This is a genomic window from Absicoccus intestinalis, assembly GCF_033971885.1.
Taxonomy (GTDB): domain Bacteria; phylum Bacillota_I; class Bacilli_A; order Erysipelotrichales; family Erysipelotrichaceae; genus Absicoccus; species Absicoccus intestinalis.
In genome coordinates this window covers 181,371-196,328 of sequence record NZ_JALBUS010000001.1, presented here as the reverse complement: position 1 = coordinate 196,328, position 14,958 = coordinate 181,371, and the positions used below count along the sequence as shown (strand labels likewise).

General features: G+C 43.0%; 15 protein-coding genes and 1 other annotated feature. Of the genes, 14 read left to right on the top strand and 1 reads right to left on the bottom strand.

All coding sequences use genetic code 11. The features are described 5' to 3' along the window. Nucleotides 1–492 precede the first annotated feature (492 nt). A complete protein-coding gene (locus MOZ64_RS01000) occupies nucleotides 493–1,068 on the bottom strand; it encodes a hypothetical protein (RefSeq protein ID WP_320324761.1) in 576 nt (191 codons plus the stop codon). Nucleotides 1,069–1,183: 115 nt separating this feature from the next. Here MOZ64_RS01000 and MOZ64_RS00995 point away from each other — a divergent pair, with 115 nt between their 5' ends. The 14 genes from MOZ64_RS00995 (at nucleotide 1,184) to MOZ64_RS00930 (ending at nucleotide 14,945) form a co-directional block, all read left to right on the top strand. Beyond that, the gene (locus MOZ64_RS00995) at nucleotides 1,184–2,617 is read left to right on the top strand and encodes a hypothetical protein (protein ID WP_320324760.1); all 1,434 of its coding nucleotides are present in this window, start codon (nucleotides 1,184–1,186) and stop codon (nucleotides 2,615–2,617) included. A 76-nt stretch (nucleotides 2,618–2,693) separates the two neighbouring features. Further along, nucleotides 2,694–2,897 (top strand) — a binding site (T-box leader). Between the two features lie 61 nt (nucleotides 2,898–2,958). Continuing rightward, nucleotides 2,959–4,176 carry an argininosuccinate synthase gene (locus MOZ64_RS00990; protein ID WP_320324759.1) on the top strand — a complete coding sequence of 406 codons (1,218 nt, stop codon included), beginning with the start codon at nucleotides 2,959–2,961 and terminating at the stop codon, nucleotides 4,174–4,176. 19 nt (nucleotides 4,177–4,195) lie between these two features. Next, nucleotides 4,196–5,572 carry an argininosuccinate lyase gene (argH, locus tag MOZ64_RS00985; protein ID WP_320324758.1) on the top strand — a complete coding sequence of 459 codons (1,377 nt, stop codon included), beginning with the start codon at nucleotides 4,196–4,198 and terminating at the stop codon, nucleotides 5,570–5,572. Beyond that, nucleotides 5,565–6,605 carry an N-acetyl-gamma-glutamyl-phosphate reductase gene (gene argC, locus MOZ64_RS00980; RefSeq protein ID WP_320324757.1) on the top strand — a complete coding sequence of 347 codons (1,041 nt, stop codon included), beginning with the start codon at nucleotides 5,565–5,567 and terminating at the stop codon, nucleotides 6,603–6,605. The genes argH and argC overlap by 8 nt, the downstream gene beginning before the upstream one ends. A gap of 12 nt (nucleotides 6,606–6,617) precedes the next feature. Further along, nucleotides 6,618–7,826, top strand: coding sequence for a bifunctional glutamate N-acetyltransferase/amino-acid acetyltransferase ArgJ (argJ, locus tag MOZ64_RS00975; protein WP_320324756.1), 1,209 nt, complete (start codon nucleotides 6,618–6,620; stop codon nucleotides 7,824–7,826). Then, nucleotides 7,823–8,689 (top strand): acetylglutamate kinase, encoded by an 867-nt coding sequence (gene argB / locus MOZ64_RS00970; RefSeq protein ID WP_320324755.1) that lies wholly within the window; start codon nucleotides 7,823–7,825, stop codon nucleotides 8,687–8,689. Before argJ ends, argB begins: the two co-directional genes overlap by 4 nt. Continuing rightward, nucleotides 8,679–9,848, top strand: coding sequence for an aspartate aminotransferase family protein (locus MOZ64_RS00965; RefSeq protein WP_320324754.1), 1,170 nt, complete (start codon nucleotides 8,679–8,681; stop codon nucleotides 9,846–9,848). The genes argB and MOZ64_RS00965 overlap by 11 nt, the downstream gene beginning before the upstream one ends. After that, the gene (gene argF, locus MOZ64_RS00960; RefSeq protein ID WP_320324753.1) at nucleotides 9,849–10,760 is read left to right on the top strand and encodes an ornithine carbamoyltransferase; all 912 of its coding nucleotides are present in this window, start codon (nucleotides 9,849–9,851) and stop codon (nucleotides 10,758–10,760) included. It abuts the gene before it with no gap. Nucleotides 10,761–10,949: 189 nt separating this feature from the next. Beyond that, a complete protein-coding gene (locus tag MOZ64_RS00955; protein ID WP_320324752.1) occupies nucleotides 10,950–11,402 on the top strand; it encodes a MarR family winged helix-turn-helix transcriptional regulator in 453 nt (150 codons plus the stop codon). Next, complete coding sequence (locus MOZ64_RS00950) at nucleotides 11,389–12,597, top strand: iron-containing alcohol dehydrogenase (protein WP_320324751.1); 1,209 nt, start codon at nucleotides 11,389–11,391, stop codon at nucleotides 12,595–12,597. The genes MOZ64_RS00955 and MOZ64_RS00950 overlap by 14 nt, the downstream gene beginning before the upstream one ends. 14 nt (nucleotides 12,598–12,611) lie before the next feature. Further along, nucleotides 12,612–13,262, top strand: a complete 651-nt coding sequence (locus MOZ64_RS00945; protein WP_320324750.1) for an acyltransferase — start codon at nucleotides 12,612–12,614, stop codon at nucleotides 13,260–13,262. Nucleotides 13,263–13,274: 12 nt separating this feature from the next. Then, entirely contained in the window at nucleotides 13,275–14,183 is a 909-nt protein-coding gene (locus MOZ64_RS00940) for a nucleotidyltransferase family protein (RefSeq protein ID WP_320324749.1), read from the top strand. 34 nt (nucleotides 14,184–14,217) lie between these two features. Further along, complete coding sequence (locus MOZ64_RS00935) at nucleotides 14,218–14,646, top strand: GNAT family N-acetyltransferase (RefSeq protein ID WP_320324748.1); 429 nt, start codon at nucleotides 14,218–14,220, stop codon at nucleotides 14,644–14,646. A gap of 2 nt (nucleotides 14,647–14,648) precedes the next feature. Further along, complete coding sequence (locus tag MOZ64_RS00930) at nucleotides 14,649–14,945, top strand: winged helix-turn-helix transcriptional regulator (protein ID WP_320324747.1); 297 nt, start codon at nucleotides 14,649–14,651, stop codon at nucleotides 14,943–14,945. Nucleotides 14,946–14,958 lie beyond the last annotated feature (13 nt).

Genomic DNA, 14,958 nt, shown 5'->3' with positions numbered 1-14,958 from the left:
GAAAGGAGTTTTTCATTATCTTTCGAAATATACGTAAATTGATGGTCTTTTGCCAACTTACAGAAAAAATGAACGATTTTGCGGAAAATAGCCAAAATAAAATGAACGATTTTGTGGATTTAAAAAAGAGACAGACCCATTGGTCCATCTCTCTACTCCGATTTATACGACAATTCTTCAAACAAAGCCTTCTATCCATGGCCAATAAATCCAAACCATACGTAAGGACCTCGTTTTGTTTCGAGGCATGGGCCAATGTACCCACAACCAGGAAGAACATTTGCAAGACATGTAAAACCACTTGACGGATAAATCCATAATCTTTGAATGACAGGAGGGTTTTTGTCATATCTTAAACACATGGATTCGTATGAAAACGCCCATGCAAATGGAAAGGATCCATTCGTATGGGCATTCGTTATTTGCCATCTACTTGCTATTTGATGAATCAATATGCTTAAATACATGACATTCTTCACATTTGTAACTTCCTCATTTTTGTTTTGGAACCTCACGAATTTCATAGACATCCGGTTCCTCTTCTTTTTGCTGTTTGAATTGCGCTATCAATAAGACGGCAATGCCCGCAATGATCACGATGACTTTCGTAACCGTACTGGTGGACATTTCAAATGCTGTGGATACTGCCTGATTGCTTGAGGGAATGACATACCAGCTGATCAATAAGATACAGGCCGACATCAATAAGTTTCGTACGATATTGCCCGCAATATTTCCAGGACTCAATGCCGATACCCCCACGGCACTGGCCACCATAAATGGCAAATGGAAATAGCTCATCAATATCTGAATCAAAAATGGTAAGGCAATCAATTGCACGATCATCCAAACCAATGCTTTATGTGGTTGTTGAAAAACGGCACAATAATCTGCCACCTTCATACATAAGATCATCGCCAATAAAGCAAGCCCAAACCAATGCACCAAGGTCCAAGTTTGGGTAACATAAATGGTTGGATTGGTTGCCAATAACACAATGGCAGCAACCAACATACCAATCGCAATAAATTGAGAAAGACGGCGACAAACAAGTTTTGTTGTTTCCATAAAAATAGACCCCCTATAGAATGGGATAATAGGCGAATTATTTTTTTTGTCAATAGTTTAGTTTGAATTAAAGTAACCCCACTATGATGAAACCAACATGAAGGAGGTTTATCCTGTGACACACAATTCAGCCAGTCGTGCCATGTTAGCTATTGCTCTTAGCTTGACCTTGAGTGCCGCCTCTATGCCCATACAAGCTCAAGAAACCGAATCACAAACAGCGGATACCCAAAATTATGATTATTCTGGTACACAAAGTGCCCAAGTGACCAATAAAAATACCAAGAATCAAACCGTTTCCAGCGAAACTGCCGATGAAAATGTCGTTTTAGCAAACAATGGAAAAACATCGACCATCCAAAAAGCCACCCTAAAAAAATCCGGCGATAGTACCAATGACGATACGAGCAATTTTTATGGGACCAATGCCATGGTCTTAAGCGTTGGATCCAATTCCCAAGCCAACGTATGGAATAGTTTACTATCCAGTACCAGTAAGGGATCCAATGCCTTATTTGCCACCGATTCCGGAACGATCTTTGCTTATAACGATACGATCCAGACAACCGCTGACAATGCCCGTGGCCTAGATGCCACGTATGAGGGTACCATCATTGCTCGTAAGTTGAAAGTGAGCACGCAAGGCAATCATAGTGCCGCCCTTGCAACCGATCGCGGCGGTGGCAACGTCTCCGTTTCCAACAGCACCCTATCTACGAGTGGTTCCGGCAGTCCTTTGATTTATTCCACCGGATATATTGTCGTGGATGAAGTGAGTGGCACCACCACCAACTCGCAGATTGCCGGTTTGGAAGGCTACAATACGATCTTGATCCAAGATTCGGAATTGAACTCGACCATGACCACCAAGACCGCCAGTGATCCGATGGCCAATGGTATCATCCTTTACCAATCCACATCCGGTGATGCCGACACATCCAGTGCGCAAACGGCTCATTTCCAAGTCAAGGATTCGACCTTGACATCCAATATCCAGTCCGGTGCCATGTTTTATGTCACCAACACAACGACCAACATTTATTTAAAGAACACCAAGCTGGATTTTGATACTTCCAAAGCCAATCTGTTGACTGTTGCGGGCAATGATTCGAATAACTGGGGACAATCCGGTTCCAACGGGGGAAATGTAACCTTGACCGCCAAAAAACAAACGCTCAAAGGCAATATTTCAGTGGATGATATCAGCAACTTGCATTTCTATTTATTAAAGAATTCCAGCTATGCGGGTACCATGACAGGCAATCCGGTCAGTGTATCCATCGATAAAACGTCCAAATGGATCGTTACGGATGATACAACGGTCAATAATTTATCGGTGGCCAAAGGGGCAAAGATCATCGATAGTAAGGGGAAGACCGTATCGATCGTCGCCAATGATAAAACCGTTGTGCAAGGGGATAGTTCAAAAATGATCACAGTCACAGGCACATATTCTACGACCGTAACCACATCGTCGGTAAACAATGCGATTACCAGCGCCATTGATACCACGAGCTTTGAAGCGTATTATAAAAATCATAAATCGTGAAAACTTTTCAATAATGAAAAAATAATTGAAAAAATGTTGACAGAAATGAAAATTAGGATTATTCTATGACCATAAAAACAAATCGCTGACTAGGAGAGTAAGCTTGACAGGATTTTCTAGCGAGATGGCACAGAGTGGAAGGCCATTAAATGAAAGCAAGCCCAAACGCACCTATGAGAGTCCAAGTGAAAATAGTAGCTTGGAACGTTTCACCCACGTTACGGAGAAGAGGCCTTGTTGGAGGCAACTAAAGTGGTACCGCGTTGATAGCGTCTTTGGATCTTTGGATTCGAAGACGCTTTTTTTCTTAGCGTAAGCGTAGAAAGAAAGAGGACAAAAACATGAAAAAATTTAACAAGATCGTATTAGCGTATTCGGGCGGATTGGATACATCCATCATGATTCAATGGTTGAAAGAAAATTACGATGATCCTGAAATCATCGCGGTATCGGGAGATGTCGGACAAAAAGACGAATTAGACGGTTTGGAAGAAAAAGCCCTTGCTACAGGTGCTTCGAAATTCTATGCCTTAGATCTAAAAGATGCCTTTGTGGAAGATTATATCTATCCTTGCTTAAAAGCCGATGCCGTATATGAAGGCGTCTACCTATTAGGAACGGCCATGGCACGGCCATTGATTGCCAAAGGCTTGGTTGACATTGCCCATAAAGAAGGAGCCGACGCCATTTGTCATGGCTGTACTGGAAAAGGTAATGACCAAGTACGTTTTGAATTAGGCATCAAAGCCTTTGCTCCGGATATGCCGATCATTGCTCCATGGAGAGAATGGGAATTAAAATCCAGAGAGGAAGAAATCGACTATGCTGAAAGTCATCACATTCCGCTAAAGATCAACAGAGAAACCAACTACTCCAAAGATAAAAACATTTGGCATTTAAGTCACGAAGGTTTAGATCTGGAAGATCCAGCCAATGAACCCCAATACGATAAAATCTTGGAATTGGGTGTGACCCCAGAAAAAGCACCCGATCAACCGACTTATATCACCTTGCATTTTGAAAAAGGCATTCCCACTCAATTGAATGGAGAATCCATGAGCGCCCAACAATTGTTGTTGAAACTGAATCAATTGGGCGGAGCCAACGGCATTGGTATCATCGACATGGTCGAAAACCGGTTGGTTGGTATGAAAAGTCGTGGTGTTTATGAAACCCCAGGCGGAACCATCCTGTATAAAGCCCATGCCTTATTGGAAACCATTACGATGGATAAAGAAACCCAACACTTCATGCAACATGTTGCCGTGAAATATGGGGAATTGGTTTACAATGGCCAATGGTTCACACCATTAAAAGAAGCGTTGGACGCCTTTGTCGATAAAGCCAATGAACATGTTAATGGCGATGTGAAATTGAAATTGTATAAAGGCAACATCATTCCAGCCGGCATGACTTCACCAACCAGTCTGTATTCGGAACAAATCGCAAGTTTTGGTGAAGATGACAGCTACGATCAATCCGACTCCAAAGGATTCATCAATTTATTTGGCTTACCAATCAAAGTCAAAGCGCAACAAGAAAAGAAATGGAATAAATAATAGATAGGGAGGATCATTTATGGCACTATGGGGCGCACGTTTTTCAGAACAAGCCGACAAACGGCTACAAGCATTTAATGCATCGATCAAAATCGATCAAAAAATGGTCAATCAAGACATTCGAGGATCCATTGCCCATGTGACAATGTTGGCCGATCAAGGCATCATCGACAAACAGGATCAAGAAGCCATCGTTTCCAATTTAAAACAAATTCAAACGGAAATTGCCAATGGTTCTTTACCCATTGATCCCGATGCCGAAGATATTCACATGTTTATCGAAGCCGAATTGACCAAGCGAACACCAGCTGGAAAAAAAGTGCATACCGCCCGTAGTCGAAATGATCAAGTGGCCACCGATTTTAAGCTATATAGTTTGGATACATGCGCGACGATCCAACAAGATCTTGTCGCCATGATCCAGACGCTATTGCACCAAGCCAAAGCCCATACCCATACGATCATGCCTGGGTATACCCACCTGCAAAGGGCACAACCCATCACCTTCGCCCATCATTTGATGGCCTATGTGGAAATGTTCAAACGCGACCTTTCCCGTTTGGACGATGCCATGAAAAGAGCCAATACCTGTCCATTGGGAGCTGGAGCTTTGGCCACCACGACCTATCCCATCGATCGCTATGAAACGGCTGCATTGTTAGGCTTTAGCAGCCCGACCCTAAATAGTATCGACAGTGTCAGCGACCGTGATTTTGCGATTGAGATGACCCATGCCTTTGCCCTGATCATGATGCATCTTTCTCGTTTCTGTGAAGAAATCATCCTTTGGTGCAGTTGGGAATTCCAATTCATCGAATTGTCCGATGCCTTTGCGACCGGCTCTTCGATCATGCCCCAAAAGAAAAATCCCGACGTTGCTGAATTGGTACGCGGCAAGACCGGACGGGTCTACGGCGATCTAAATACCTTATTGGCCATGATGAAAAACTTGCCCTTGGCCTACAATAAAGACTTACAAGAAGATAAGGAAGCCTTTATGGATGCCGCCCAAACGGTGGAAGATTGTTTGGTGACCATGATCCCAATGGTCGATACGTGGAGCGTACATCCTCAAAAAATGAAAGAAGCGGCCCAAAAAGGATTTATCAATGCCACCGATTGTGCCGATTACCTGACCAAAAAAGGCATGGCCTTCCGTGATGCTTATGGCTGCATCGGTCAACTTGTCAAGTATTGTATTTCGACCAATCAAGATCTAGAATCATTATCGATGGACGAGTACCATCAGATCTCACCATTATTTGAAGAAGACGTCTATGAAGCCGTATCTTTAAAGACCTGTGTCAAAAATCGAAATGGGATTGGTGGCCCGAGTCCAGACATGGTAGAGAAACATATTTCTATCGTAGAAAAGGAGTTGAAAGCCTATGAATAAGTTACAAGTCGGTATTATTGGTGCCAGTGGATATGGTGGTGCCGAACTGGTTCGTTTATTGTTGAACCATCCCGATGTCGAAGTTTGCGCCATTAGTTCCCATCAATATACGGGACAACCCATCAGTGCCTTATATCCAGGTTTTCAAAACTGTACCGATCTGGTCTTTATCGAACAAGAACAAGTGATTGAAAAAAGTGACTTGATCTTTGTGGCCTTACCATCCGGCTTGAGCGAACCCATTGCCAAAGCTTGTATCGAACAAGGCAAGAAGATCATTGATCTTGGTGCCGATTTCCGATTGGCTTCCAGTACCGAATATGAAAAATGGTACGGCAAGCCGTTTGGCGATCCACAACTCCATGCCCTAAGCGTATATGGACAAAGTGAGCTACATCATGATCAAATCAAAGAAGCCAAGATCATTGGCAATCCGGGCTGTTATCCAACATCAATCGAATTGGGGTGTTATCCAGCCATTGTTGCTGGCTGGGTCGATACCGATCATATCATTTTGGATTCCAAATCCGGAACAACAGGCGCGGGCAAGAAATTAACGGAAAATACCCATTTTCCACGAACCAACGAAGCGTTTGCGCCCTATAAAGTCGGTTGTCATCGTCATACTCCAGAAATTGAAATGATGCTTTCTGAAATGGCCAAAAAACCGGTCAAAGTCACCTTTGTACCGCATTTACTGCCCATCAATCGTGGCATCGTTTCGACGATCTATTTGCCACTGAAAACCGATGTCGATCTGGAAACGATCCATCAAACGTACCAAGAAGCCTATCAGAACGATCCATTCGTACGCGTTTTGGATCTAAGCAAAGTCGCCGACTTAAAGTTTGTGACCTATTCGAATTATTGTGATATTTCCTTGCATATGGATAGCCATACCCACACCTTGATCGTTGTCTCTTGCATTGACAACATGATCAAAGGCGCCGCCGGTCAAGCTATTCAGAATATGAATATCATGTACGATTTTGAGCGAATGCATGGTTTAACAACCATAGCTCCTTCATTTTAGGGAGGGATGGAAATGAAGAAACAAGGCGTATGTGCTGCCCAAGGATTTGTGGCCAATGGCTTACATTGCGGGATTCGTCCCAATCAAACCAAAAACGATCTAGCCATCGTTTATTCGAAAGTACCGGCTCATGCTGCAGCCATCTATACCACAAATGCCGTCAAAGGCGCACCCATTTATGTAACCAAAGAACACATTGCCGATGGCCAAGCCCAAGCCATCTTGGTCAATAGCGGCAATGCCAATACATGCAATGCCGATGGCATCGAAGTAGCGGAAAAAATGTCAGCGGCAGCAGCCAAAGAATTAGGACTGCAACCAGCGGATATCCTTATTGCTTCCACAGGCGTCATTGGTCAACCCATGCCTTTGGATCTTATCTTAGAAGCGATGCCGACCTTATGTTCCAATCTGAGTGATGAAAAAGAACAAGAAGCCGCCAAAGCCATCTTGACAACCGATACCATCACCAAGGAATATGCCACCACCTTTGAAATCGATGGCATCACCTGTACCCTGGGTGGAATGGCCAAAGGATCGGGCATGATTGCGCCAAATATGGCGACGATGCTCAGCTTTGTGACCAGTGATGTGGCGATTTCTGCGGATTGTCTGCAAGCCGCACTAAAAGAAGTGGCCGATGATACCTACAATATGATCAGTATTGATGGGGATACATCGACCAATGATACCTTTGTGATCTTGTGTAATGGTTTGGCCAACAATCCTGAAATTACGCAAAAAGATAAGAACTATGAAATATTTAAAGCCGCGCTCTATACGGTTTGTGAACATCTTTCCAAGATGTTAGCGAAAGATGGAGAAGGGGCATCGAAACTTTTAAGTGCCAAAGTCAGCCATGCTCAAACGAAAACAGATGCCAAAGTGGTGGCAAAATCCATCGTCGAATCCACTTTATTAAAATGTGCCATGTTTGGCAACGATGCCAATTGGGGAAGGATCTTATGTGCCATTGGCTATGCCGATGCCAACTATGACATTCATAAAGTCGAAGTGGATCTGGCATCCAAAGCCGGTTCCATCAAAGTATGTGTCGATGGCCATGGCATTGCCTTTGATGAAGACAAAGCCCTGCAAATCTTAAAAGAAGATGAAATTGATATTTTGGTCAATCTACACGATGGTTCCTACGCTGCCACAGCTTGGGGTTGTGATATGACCTATGAATATGTGAAGATCAATGGAGAATATCGATCATGAGCAGTGCCATTGAAAAAGCAACCATTCTATCCCAAGCTTTGCCGTATATTCAAAAATACGATCACAAGATCGTGGTCATCAAATATGGCGGCAATGCGATGGAAAATGAACAATTGAAACAAAATGTCATGCAAGATGTGGTCTTGCTGACCCAAGTCGGCGTCAAATTGGTCTTAGTTCATGGTGGGGGACCCGATATCAATGCCACCCTGAAACAAATGCATATCGAATCGCATTTTGTGAATGGCTTACGCGTGACCGATCCTGAAACCATGAATGTTGTCCAAATGGTCCTAGCGGGCAAGACCAATAAAAATTTAGTCAACATGATCTCGATGTTACATGCCAAAGCGGTGGGCATCACGGGTATGGATGGTCATATCATCAAAGCCAGTCAAAAAGATCCTGCATTGGGATGTGTCGGCCAGATTGATGAGATCGATCCGGAATTGATCTTTAAATTGATCGATGATGGCTATATTCCAGTGATCGCATCGGTTGGTTGTGATGCACATGGCAATGTCTATAATGTGAATGCCGACATGGCAGCCAGTGCCATTGCCGGTGCATTGGGGGCTGAAAATATGATCTTTGTTTCCAATGTACCGGGTGTCTTGAAAGATCAAAACGATCCGCATTCCTTGATTCGTAAAATTCCAGTACAAGAAATCGACGCGTTAGAAGAAGCCGGAATTATTTCTGGCGGTATGATTCCCAAAGTCAATTGTTGTGCCGACTGTGTGCGACAAGGGGTCAAAAAGACCGTGATCATTGATGGTCGTGTCCCCCATGCTTGTTTGATCGAAATGCTCAGTGATGAAGGAATTGGTACTATGATAGTAGGTGAAGGTTATGAACTATAAAGAAATTGATGATACATATGTAGCCCATACATATAAAAGATTCCCCTTGTTGATCACATCGGGAAAAGGCAGTTATGTTTTTGATGATACGGGAAAAGCGTATTTGGATCTGACAGCCGGAATCGGCGTCAACTCGTTGGGATATGGCTATGAACCATTGATCCATGCCATTGAGAAACAAGCAGAAAAACTGATCCATATTTCCAATTTGTTTTATAATGAACCCTTATTGGAACTGGCCCCCAAATTGGTGAAGCGCACCCATATGAAAAAGGTGTTCTTCCAAAATTCAGGCGCCGAAGCCAATGAAGGGGCCATCAAAGTAGCCCATAAATATGCGAATGATCACTATCATGGCGATCGAGATACCATCTTGACCTTGGTCAATTCGTTCCATGGTCGAACGATGGAAACCTTGATGGCGACTGGACAAGATGTATTCCATCAACATTTTGATCCCTTCCCTTTGGGATTTGATTATATCGTAGCCAATTCCATCGATTCTTTACATAAAAAAGTGAATGATCGTACGGCAGCCATCATGATGGAAATGGTCCAAGGCGAAGGCGGTGTCAATGATTTGGATCCAGCTTTTGTTGCCGAAGTACAAAAAGTTTGTGATGAAAAAGATATCTTGTTGATCATTGATGAAGTACAAACCGGCATCGGTCGTACCGGTACCTTCTTTGCGTATGAACAATTTGGCATTCATCCGGATATTGTTTCTTTTGCCAAAGGCATTGCCGGTGGCATTCCAATGGGTGGTGTCTTATTAGGAGATAAAGTGGAAGATACCTTGCATTATGGCGAGCATGGATCCACGTTTGCGGGCAATCCTTTAGCGAGTGCGGCAGCCAATGTCGTCTTAGATACAATCACACCAACTTTCCTACAAAATGTCAAATGCAAAGGAAAACATTTGAAAGCACGTTTGGAAGCCATGGACAAAGTGAAATCCGTAACCGGCCTTGGCTTGATGGTTGGGGTGGAATTGGCCGATGGCATCCAAGTACAGGATGTGGTGACCAAAGCCAGAGAAGAAGGCGTCTTGTTTTTAACGGCCAAAAATAAGATTCGTTTATTGCCACCTTTAACGATTTCAAGAAGTGAAATTGATATCGCGATGGATTTATTAGAAAAGATTTTGGAGGACATGTAGATGAAACATTTACTATCTTTATTGGAAACATCGGAACAAGATATTCAGGATATCTTGAATTTGGCCGATATTGTGAAAGCCGAAGTGAAACAAGGCATTTATAAACCCTATTTGAAAAATAAGACCATTGGTTTGATCTTTGAAAAGAATTCTACACGGACGCGGGTCTCCTTTGAAGTCGGAGCCGTACAACTGGGTGCCTATCCCTTATTCTTGGATGCATCGACCATGCAGATTGGTCGGGGCGAACCCATTCAAGATACCGCCCGTGTCTTATCGCGGTATTTGGATGGCATCATGATCCGTACGTATGAACAAGCGGAAGTTGAAGCCTTAGCCGAATATGGCGATATTCCCATCATCAATGGCTTGACGGATTTTGCCCATCCATGTCAAGTGTTGGCCGATCTACAAACCATTCGTGAATACAAAGGAAAACTCGAAGGATTGAAGATGACCTTTATTGGCGATGGCAACAATATGTGTAATTCCTTGATGGTGGGTGCCTTAAAGACGGGCATGTCCTTTGCGTGTGCTTGTCCGGAAGGCTATTTACCCGATGAAAAATGTTTGGCCTTTGCGAAAGACTATGGTGATAAATTTGAATTGACGCAAGATCCAATGGAAGCAGCCAAGGACGCGGATGTCATCTTGACCGATGTTTGGGCTTCCATGGGTGAAGAAGGCCAGGCCGCTCAAAGAAGAGCTGTCTTTGAAGGCGTGTATCAGGTCAATGCACAATTGATGGCCCAAGCGAAAGACGATTGTATGGTGTTGCATTGTTTGCCAGCCCATCGTGGGGAAGAAATTACCGAAGCGGTATTTGAAGCCCATGCCAATGAGATCTTTGATGAGGCGGAAAATCGTCTGCATGCACAAAAAGCCGTCATGGTTCGATTGATGCAGGACTAGAAGTTGGAAATAACTTCTAGTTTTTTTTATTCTCTTTTAAATACATAAAAGAATGAAAATATATCCCGAGATCTTTTACGAAATTTATCGATATTTATCAATTATTTATTTAATTTAATAAATAGTTAAGTTAACTTTGCGTGATAGGTTAAAATTGGTATAATGGTAAACATAAGAGGGAGCAGTTGTATGGAGGGATTTGAATCATTCGCGGACATGATCAGCCGAATTCATTTCTTGATTCAAAAAATAAAGAATGATGAAATGAAAAAGTATGGTCTGCATGGGTCAGATGCGATTTTTTTGTTTGCGTTGTACTATCATCAACCGGAAGGCTTAACATCCAAAGAATTAACCAATTTATGTCATGTCGATAAAGCCGCCGTATCGCGAGGATTGAAAGAATTGATGAATAAAGGTATGATTACTCGTGAACAGAGTGATCAAAAAGTATATCGTCTCAAATATAATTTAACTGATGATGGTATGCTTGTTGCCGAACAATTCTGCACAAAAATTCAATCGGCAATGGATCTAGCAGGAGAAGACATGGAAAATCTAGACGCATTCAATGCTTATCTGAAAAGTATGTATGATCATCTAGCTACATTTGTGGGAGAAACAAAGAATGAGATGGCCTAGACGATTGTGGTGCCGTATGTTCCAAAAGAGCATGCGGCTTCTTTTGCCTCTTTTGCCGTATCGCAATCCTCAAATCTTACATCATATCCAGGACATCCATCAGGTCAAAAAAAATCATCCATTGATCGTGACTGGATCGCATACGGTTCAAAGTGAAGGCATGCAAGAACTCATCCAACAATATGAAAGCGTATCGATCTTTGATGGGGTCAAAGCCAATCCCACAACCGATCAGATTGGCCAGGCCTATCAGATGTATCAACAGGAACACTGTGATCATATCATTGGCTTTGGTGGAGGTTCTTCCTTGGATTGTGCCAAAGCTGTGGCTGCGCAAATTGCCCGACCACAAAAAACCATTGCGCAAATGGCCGGGGTCTTAAAAGTGCGCAAGAAAACCCCTTTGTTGATCTTGATCCCGACCACTGCTGGAACGGGCAGTGAAACGACGCTTGCCGCTGTCGTGACCGATAGTCAGACACATCATAAATATGCGATCAATGATTTTGTCTTGATTCCCGATGTGGCTATCTTGGATCCGGTATTAACCCTTTCTTTGCCACCGCATTTAACGGCATCGACGGGAATGGATGCTTTGACCCATGCCATGGAAGCCTATATGGGTCGATCGATGACGAAACAGACTCGTCAAGAAGCATTGACAGCCATTCGCTTGATCTATGAAAATATTTTGGTCGCGTATCGAGATGGAACCAACCGAAGAGCCCGTAAGAATATGTTACAAGCATCGTATTTAGCGGGCGATGCTTTTTCCAAGTCGTATGTCGGTTATGTGCATGCGATTGCGCATTCTTTGGGTGGACAATATAATTTGCCCCATGGCCAAACCAATGCGACCTTGTTGCCCATCGTTTTACAAGCCTATGGGCACACGATCGATAAAAAACTGCATGATATCGCAACGGAAATTGGTTTAGCCGATGCGTCGATGCCCGATGAAAAGGCGGCCCAGAAAATGATCGAATCCATCCGGCAATTGGATCAAGCCATGGATATTCCTTTGACCATTCCCCAAATTCAAAAGCAGGATATCCCTCAGATGGCTCGGTATGCCGATCAAGAAGCCAATCCTTTATATCCCGTTCCGGTCTTATGGGACCAGAACGAGTTAGAGCAGATTTATGAGCAGGCTATGGACAAAAAAAGAAATTTAGATACTATTAAGGAAGAATAGAAAGTGAGTTTTGTATGGAAATGAAAGATATGTATGATTTAGATCATACGCTAGCGAAAGAGTATTTATCTCAATTTACCTATCCTTGGCAAGCCTTGAAAGGAATCAAGGATTTTATCTTAGAATTGGGACCCACTCTTTCGAGCGACTATCATGAAGTTTGTGAACATGTTTGGGTGCATGAAAGTGCCATCGTGGCACCAACGGCTTACTTGGGTGCCCCTTGCATCATTGGTCCTCGTACCGAAGTTCGTCATTGTGCCTTTATTCGTTCCAGTGCTTTGGTTGGGGCCGATTGTGTAGTTGGTAACAGCGTGGAATTAAAAAATGTGATCTTGTTTGATCATGTACAGACGCCACATTATAACTATGTGGGCGATAGTATTTTAGGTTATTATTCGCATATGGGAGCTGGCTCGATCACGTCCAATGTCAAAAGTGATAAGACCTTGGTCGTTGTGCATGGATTAGAAGACATCGAAACTGGATTGAAGAAATTTGGAGCCATGTTGGGTGACCATGTGGAAGTAGGTTGTAACAGTGTGTTAAATCCGGGAACGGTTATTGGTCCCTATTCGAATATTTATCCCGTATCTTGTGTACGCGGTGTGATTCCGTCACATAGTATTGTCAAGACCGGTGGCATCGTGGTTGCGAAGCGATAGAAAGAGGTTTATATGCATACATCATTAGTCATTATGGCGGCTGGCTTGGGCAGTCGATTTGGCACGGGCATCAAACAATTGGAACCCGTTGGTTTGCACGATGAGATCATCATGGATTATTCCATTCATGATGCCATCCAAGCTGGATTTGATCAATTGATCTTTATCATTCGCAAAGACATTGAAGAAGATTTCAAAGAACGGATTGGTAACCGCATTGAAGAGGTAGTCAAAGACAAAGAGATTGCGATCCATTACTGTTTCCAGGCTTTGGAAGATTTGCCCGCTGGCTTTACTTGTCCATCCACACGGACCAAACCATGGGGAACCGGGCAAGCCGTATTGGCCGCAAAAGCCTATATCGATGGACCTTTCTGTGTCATCAATGCCGATGATTATTATGGCAAACATGCTTTTTCGATGATCTATGATTTTCTTCAAACCAATACCGATCCAAACACCTATTGTATGGCTGGTTTCATTTTAAAGAATACCTTGAGTGAAAATGGTACGGTCACACGGGGCCTATGTCAGACAAAGAATGATTTCTTGACGTCGATCGTAGAAACGCATGACATTGAAAAAACCCCAGAGGGGGCGCAAAGCCATGGACAGACGATTGATGTCCATTCGCATGTGTCCATGAATATGTGGGGCTTTACCCAAGCCTTCCTTCCCCTGTTAGAAGAAGGGTTCAAAACGTTTTTATCCGATCCTAAGAATCATGAAACGGGGGAATATTTATTACCCATCTGGATTGGGGATCTTTTAAAGGAAAACCGCATAAAAGTCAAAGTATTGGAGACACCCGATACTTGGTTTGGTGTAACGTATCAAGAAGATAAACCGGTGGTGGAAAAGAGTTTTCGGGCGTTGATCAAGCAGGGTGTCTATCCAGAAAACCTATATTCTGATCTCTAATTTGTGGTATAGTATTGTTACGGAGCAAGGAATCATGTCATTAGATATTCGTAAAGCCAATGTGGGCGAATTTCCACGGGTTCGTTATTTTTATCAATATTGTATGAAACATACGGATAAAGAACATGCCCTGATGGAAGTCAATGAGGATCTGTTACAAGAAGCCATTCAGAATGAAAAAGTATTTTTGTGTTTTCAATACGATACCCTGGTGGGGGCATTGATCCTTGATGAAAAAGAAAGAGAAGCTTGGATCACCCATATCGCCATCCATCCGGCTTATTTTGGCAAGGGCATGTTGAATATCATGGTACAAGATGCTCTTGAGAAGATGCGCGTCAATCAAGTTACGAAAGTGCATCTCTTTATTCCGGAAGGAAATATTCAAACGGCCAATATGTTTGTGAATTTTGGCTTTCAGCCCCATTTGGGCAATTGGTATGAATATCAGATTGAGGAGTAACAATGTCACAAAGCGAAAGATCAATCATGAATTATATTCGTCATGCACTGGGAAATCACTTAGCCATTCCCATTTTATGGTATATTTCTCATCATGAAAACGCAACGTATGAACAAATTCGTGGCTACATCATTTATGTGACCAATACGGATCTAAAACAAGCCCTATCGGAATTGATGACATACCATGTCTTACAATGCGAACAAGGTGGGTATACTTTCACCAAAGACGGCCAAGCCTTGGTGCCGGTCTTGGATGAGATCTTCCAATGGGCCGAAACAACGACAGAGAAATCCTGAAGAGGATTTCTTT

Excerpts from the sequence above, each read along its gene's own strand:
- MOZ64_RS01000 (WP_320324761.1), bottom strand. The coding sequence starts at position 1,068 with ATGGAAACAACAAAACTTGTTTGTCGCCGTCTTTCTCAATTTATTGCG.
- MOZ64_RS00990 (WP_320324759.1), top strand. The coding sequence starts at position 2,959 with ATGAAAAAATTTAACAAGATCGTATTAGCGTATTCGGGCGGATTGGAT.
- argH (WP_320324758.1), top strand. The coding sequence starts at position 4,196 with ATGGCACTATGGGGCGCACGTTTTTCAGAACAAGCCGACAAACGGCTA.
- argC (WP_320324757.1), top strand. The coding sequence starts at position 5,565 with ATGAATAAGTTACAAGTCGGTATTATTGGTGCCAGTGGATATGGTGGT.
- argJ (WP_320324756.1), top strand. The coding sequence starts at position 6,618 with ATGAAGAAACAAGGCGTATGTGCTGCCCAAGGATTTGTGGCCAATGGC.
- argB (WP_320324755.1), top strand. The coding sequence starts at position 7,823 with ATGAGCAGTGCCATTGAAAAAGCAACCATTCTATCCCAAGCTTTGCCG.
- MOZ64_RS00965 (WP_320324754.1), top strand. The coding sequence starts at position 8,679 with ATGAACTATAAAGAAATTGATGATACATATGTAGCCCATACATATAAA.
- argF (WP_320324753.1), top strand. The coding sequence starts at position 9,849 with ATGAAACATTTACTATCTTTATTGGAAACATCGGAACAAGATATTCAG.
- MOZ64_RS00955 (WP_320324752.1), top strand. The coding sequence starts at position 10,950 with ATGGAGGGATTTGAATCATTCGCGGACATGATCAGCCGAATTCATTTC.
- MOZ64_RS00950 (WP_320324751.1), top strand. The coding sequence starts at position 11,389 with ATGAGATGGCCTAGACGATTGTGGTGCCGTATGTTCCAAAAGAGCATG.
- MOZ64_RS00945 (WP_320324750.1), top strand. The coding sequence starts at position 12,612 with ATGGAAATGAAAGATATGTATGATTTAGATCATACGCTAGCGAAAGAG.
- MOZ64_RS00940 (WP_320324749.1), top strand. The coding sequence starts at position 13,275 with ATGCATACATCATTAGTCATTATGGCGGCTGGCTTGGGCAGTCGATTT.
- MOZ64_RS00935 (WP_320324748.1), top strand. The coding sequence starts at position 14,218 with ATGTCATTAGATATTCGTAAAGCCAATGTGGGCGAATTTCCACGGGTT.
- MOZ64_RS00930 (WP_320324747.1), top strand. The coding sequence starts at position 14,649 with ATGTCACAAAGCGAAAGATCAATCATGAATTATATTCGTCATGCACTG.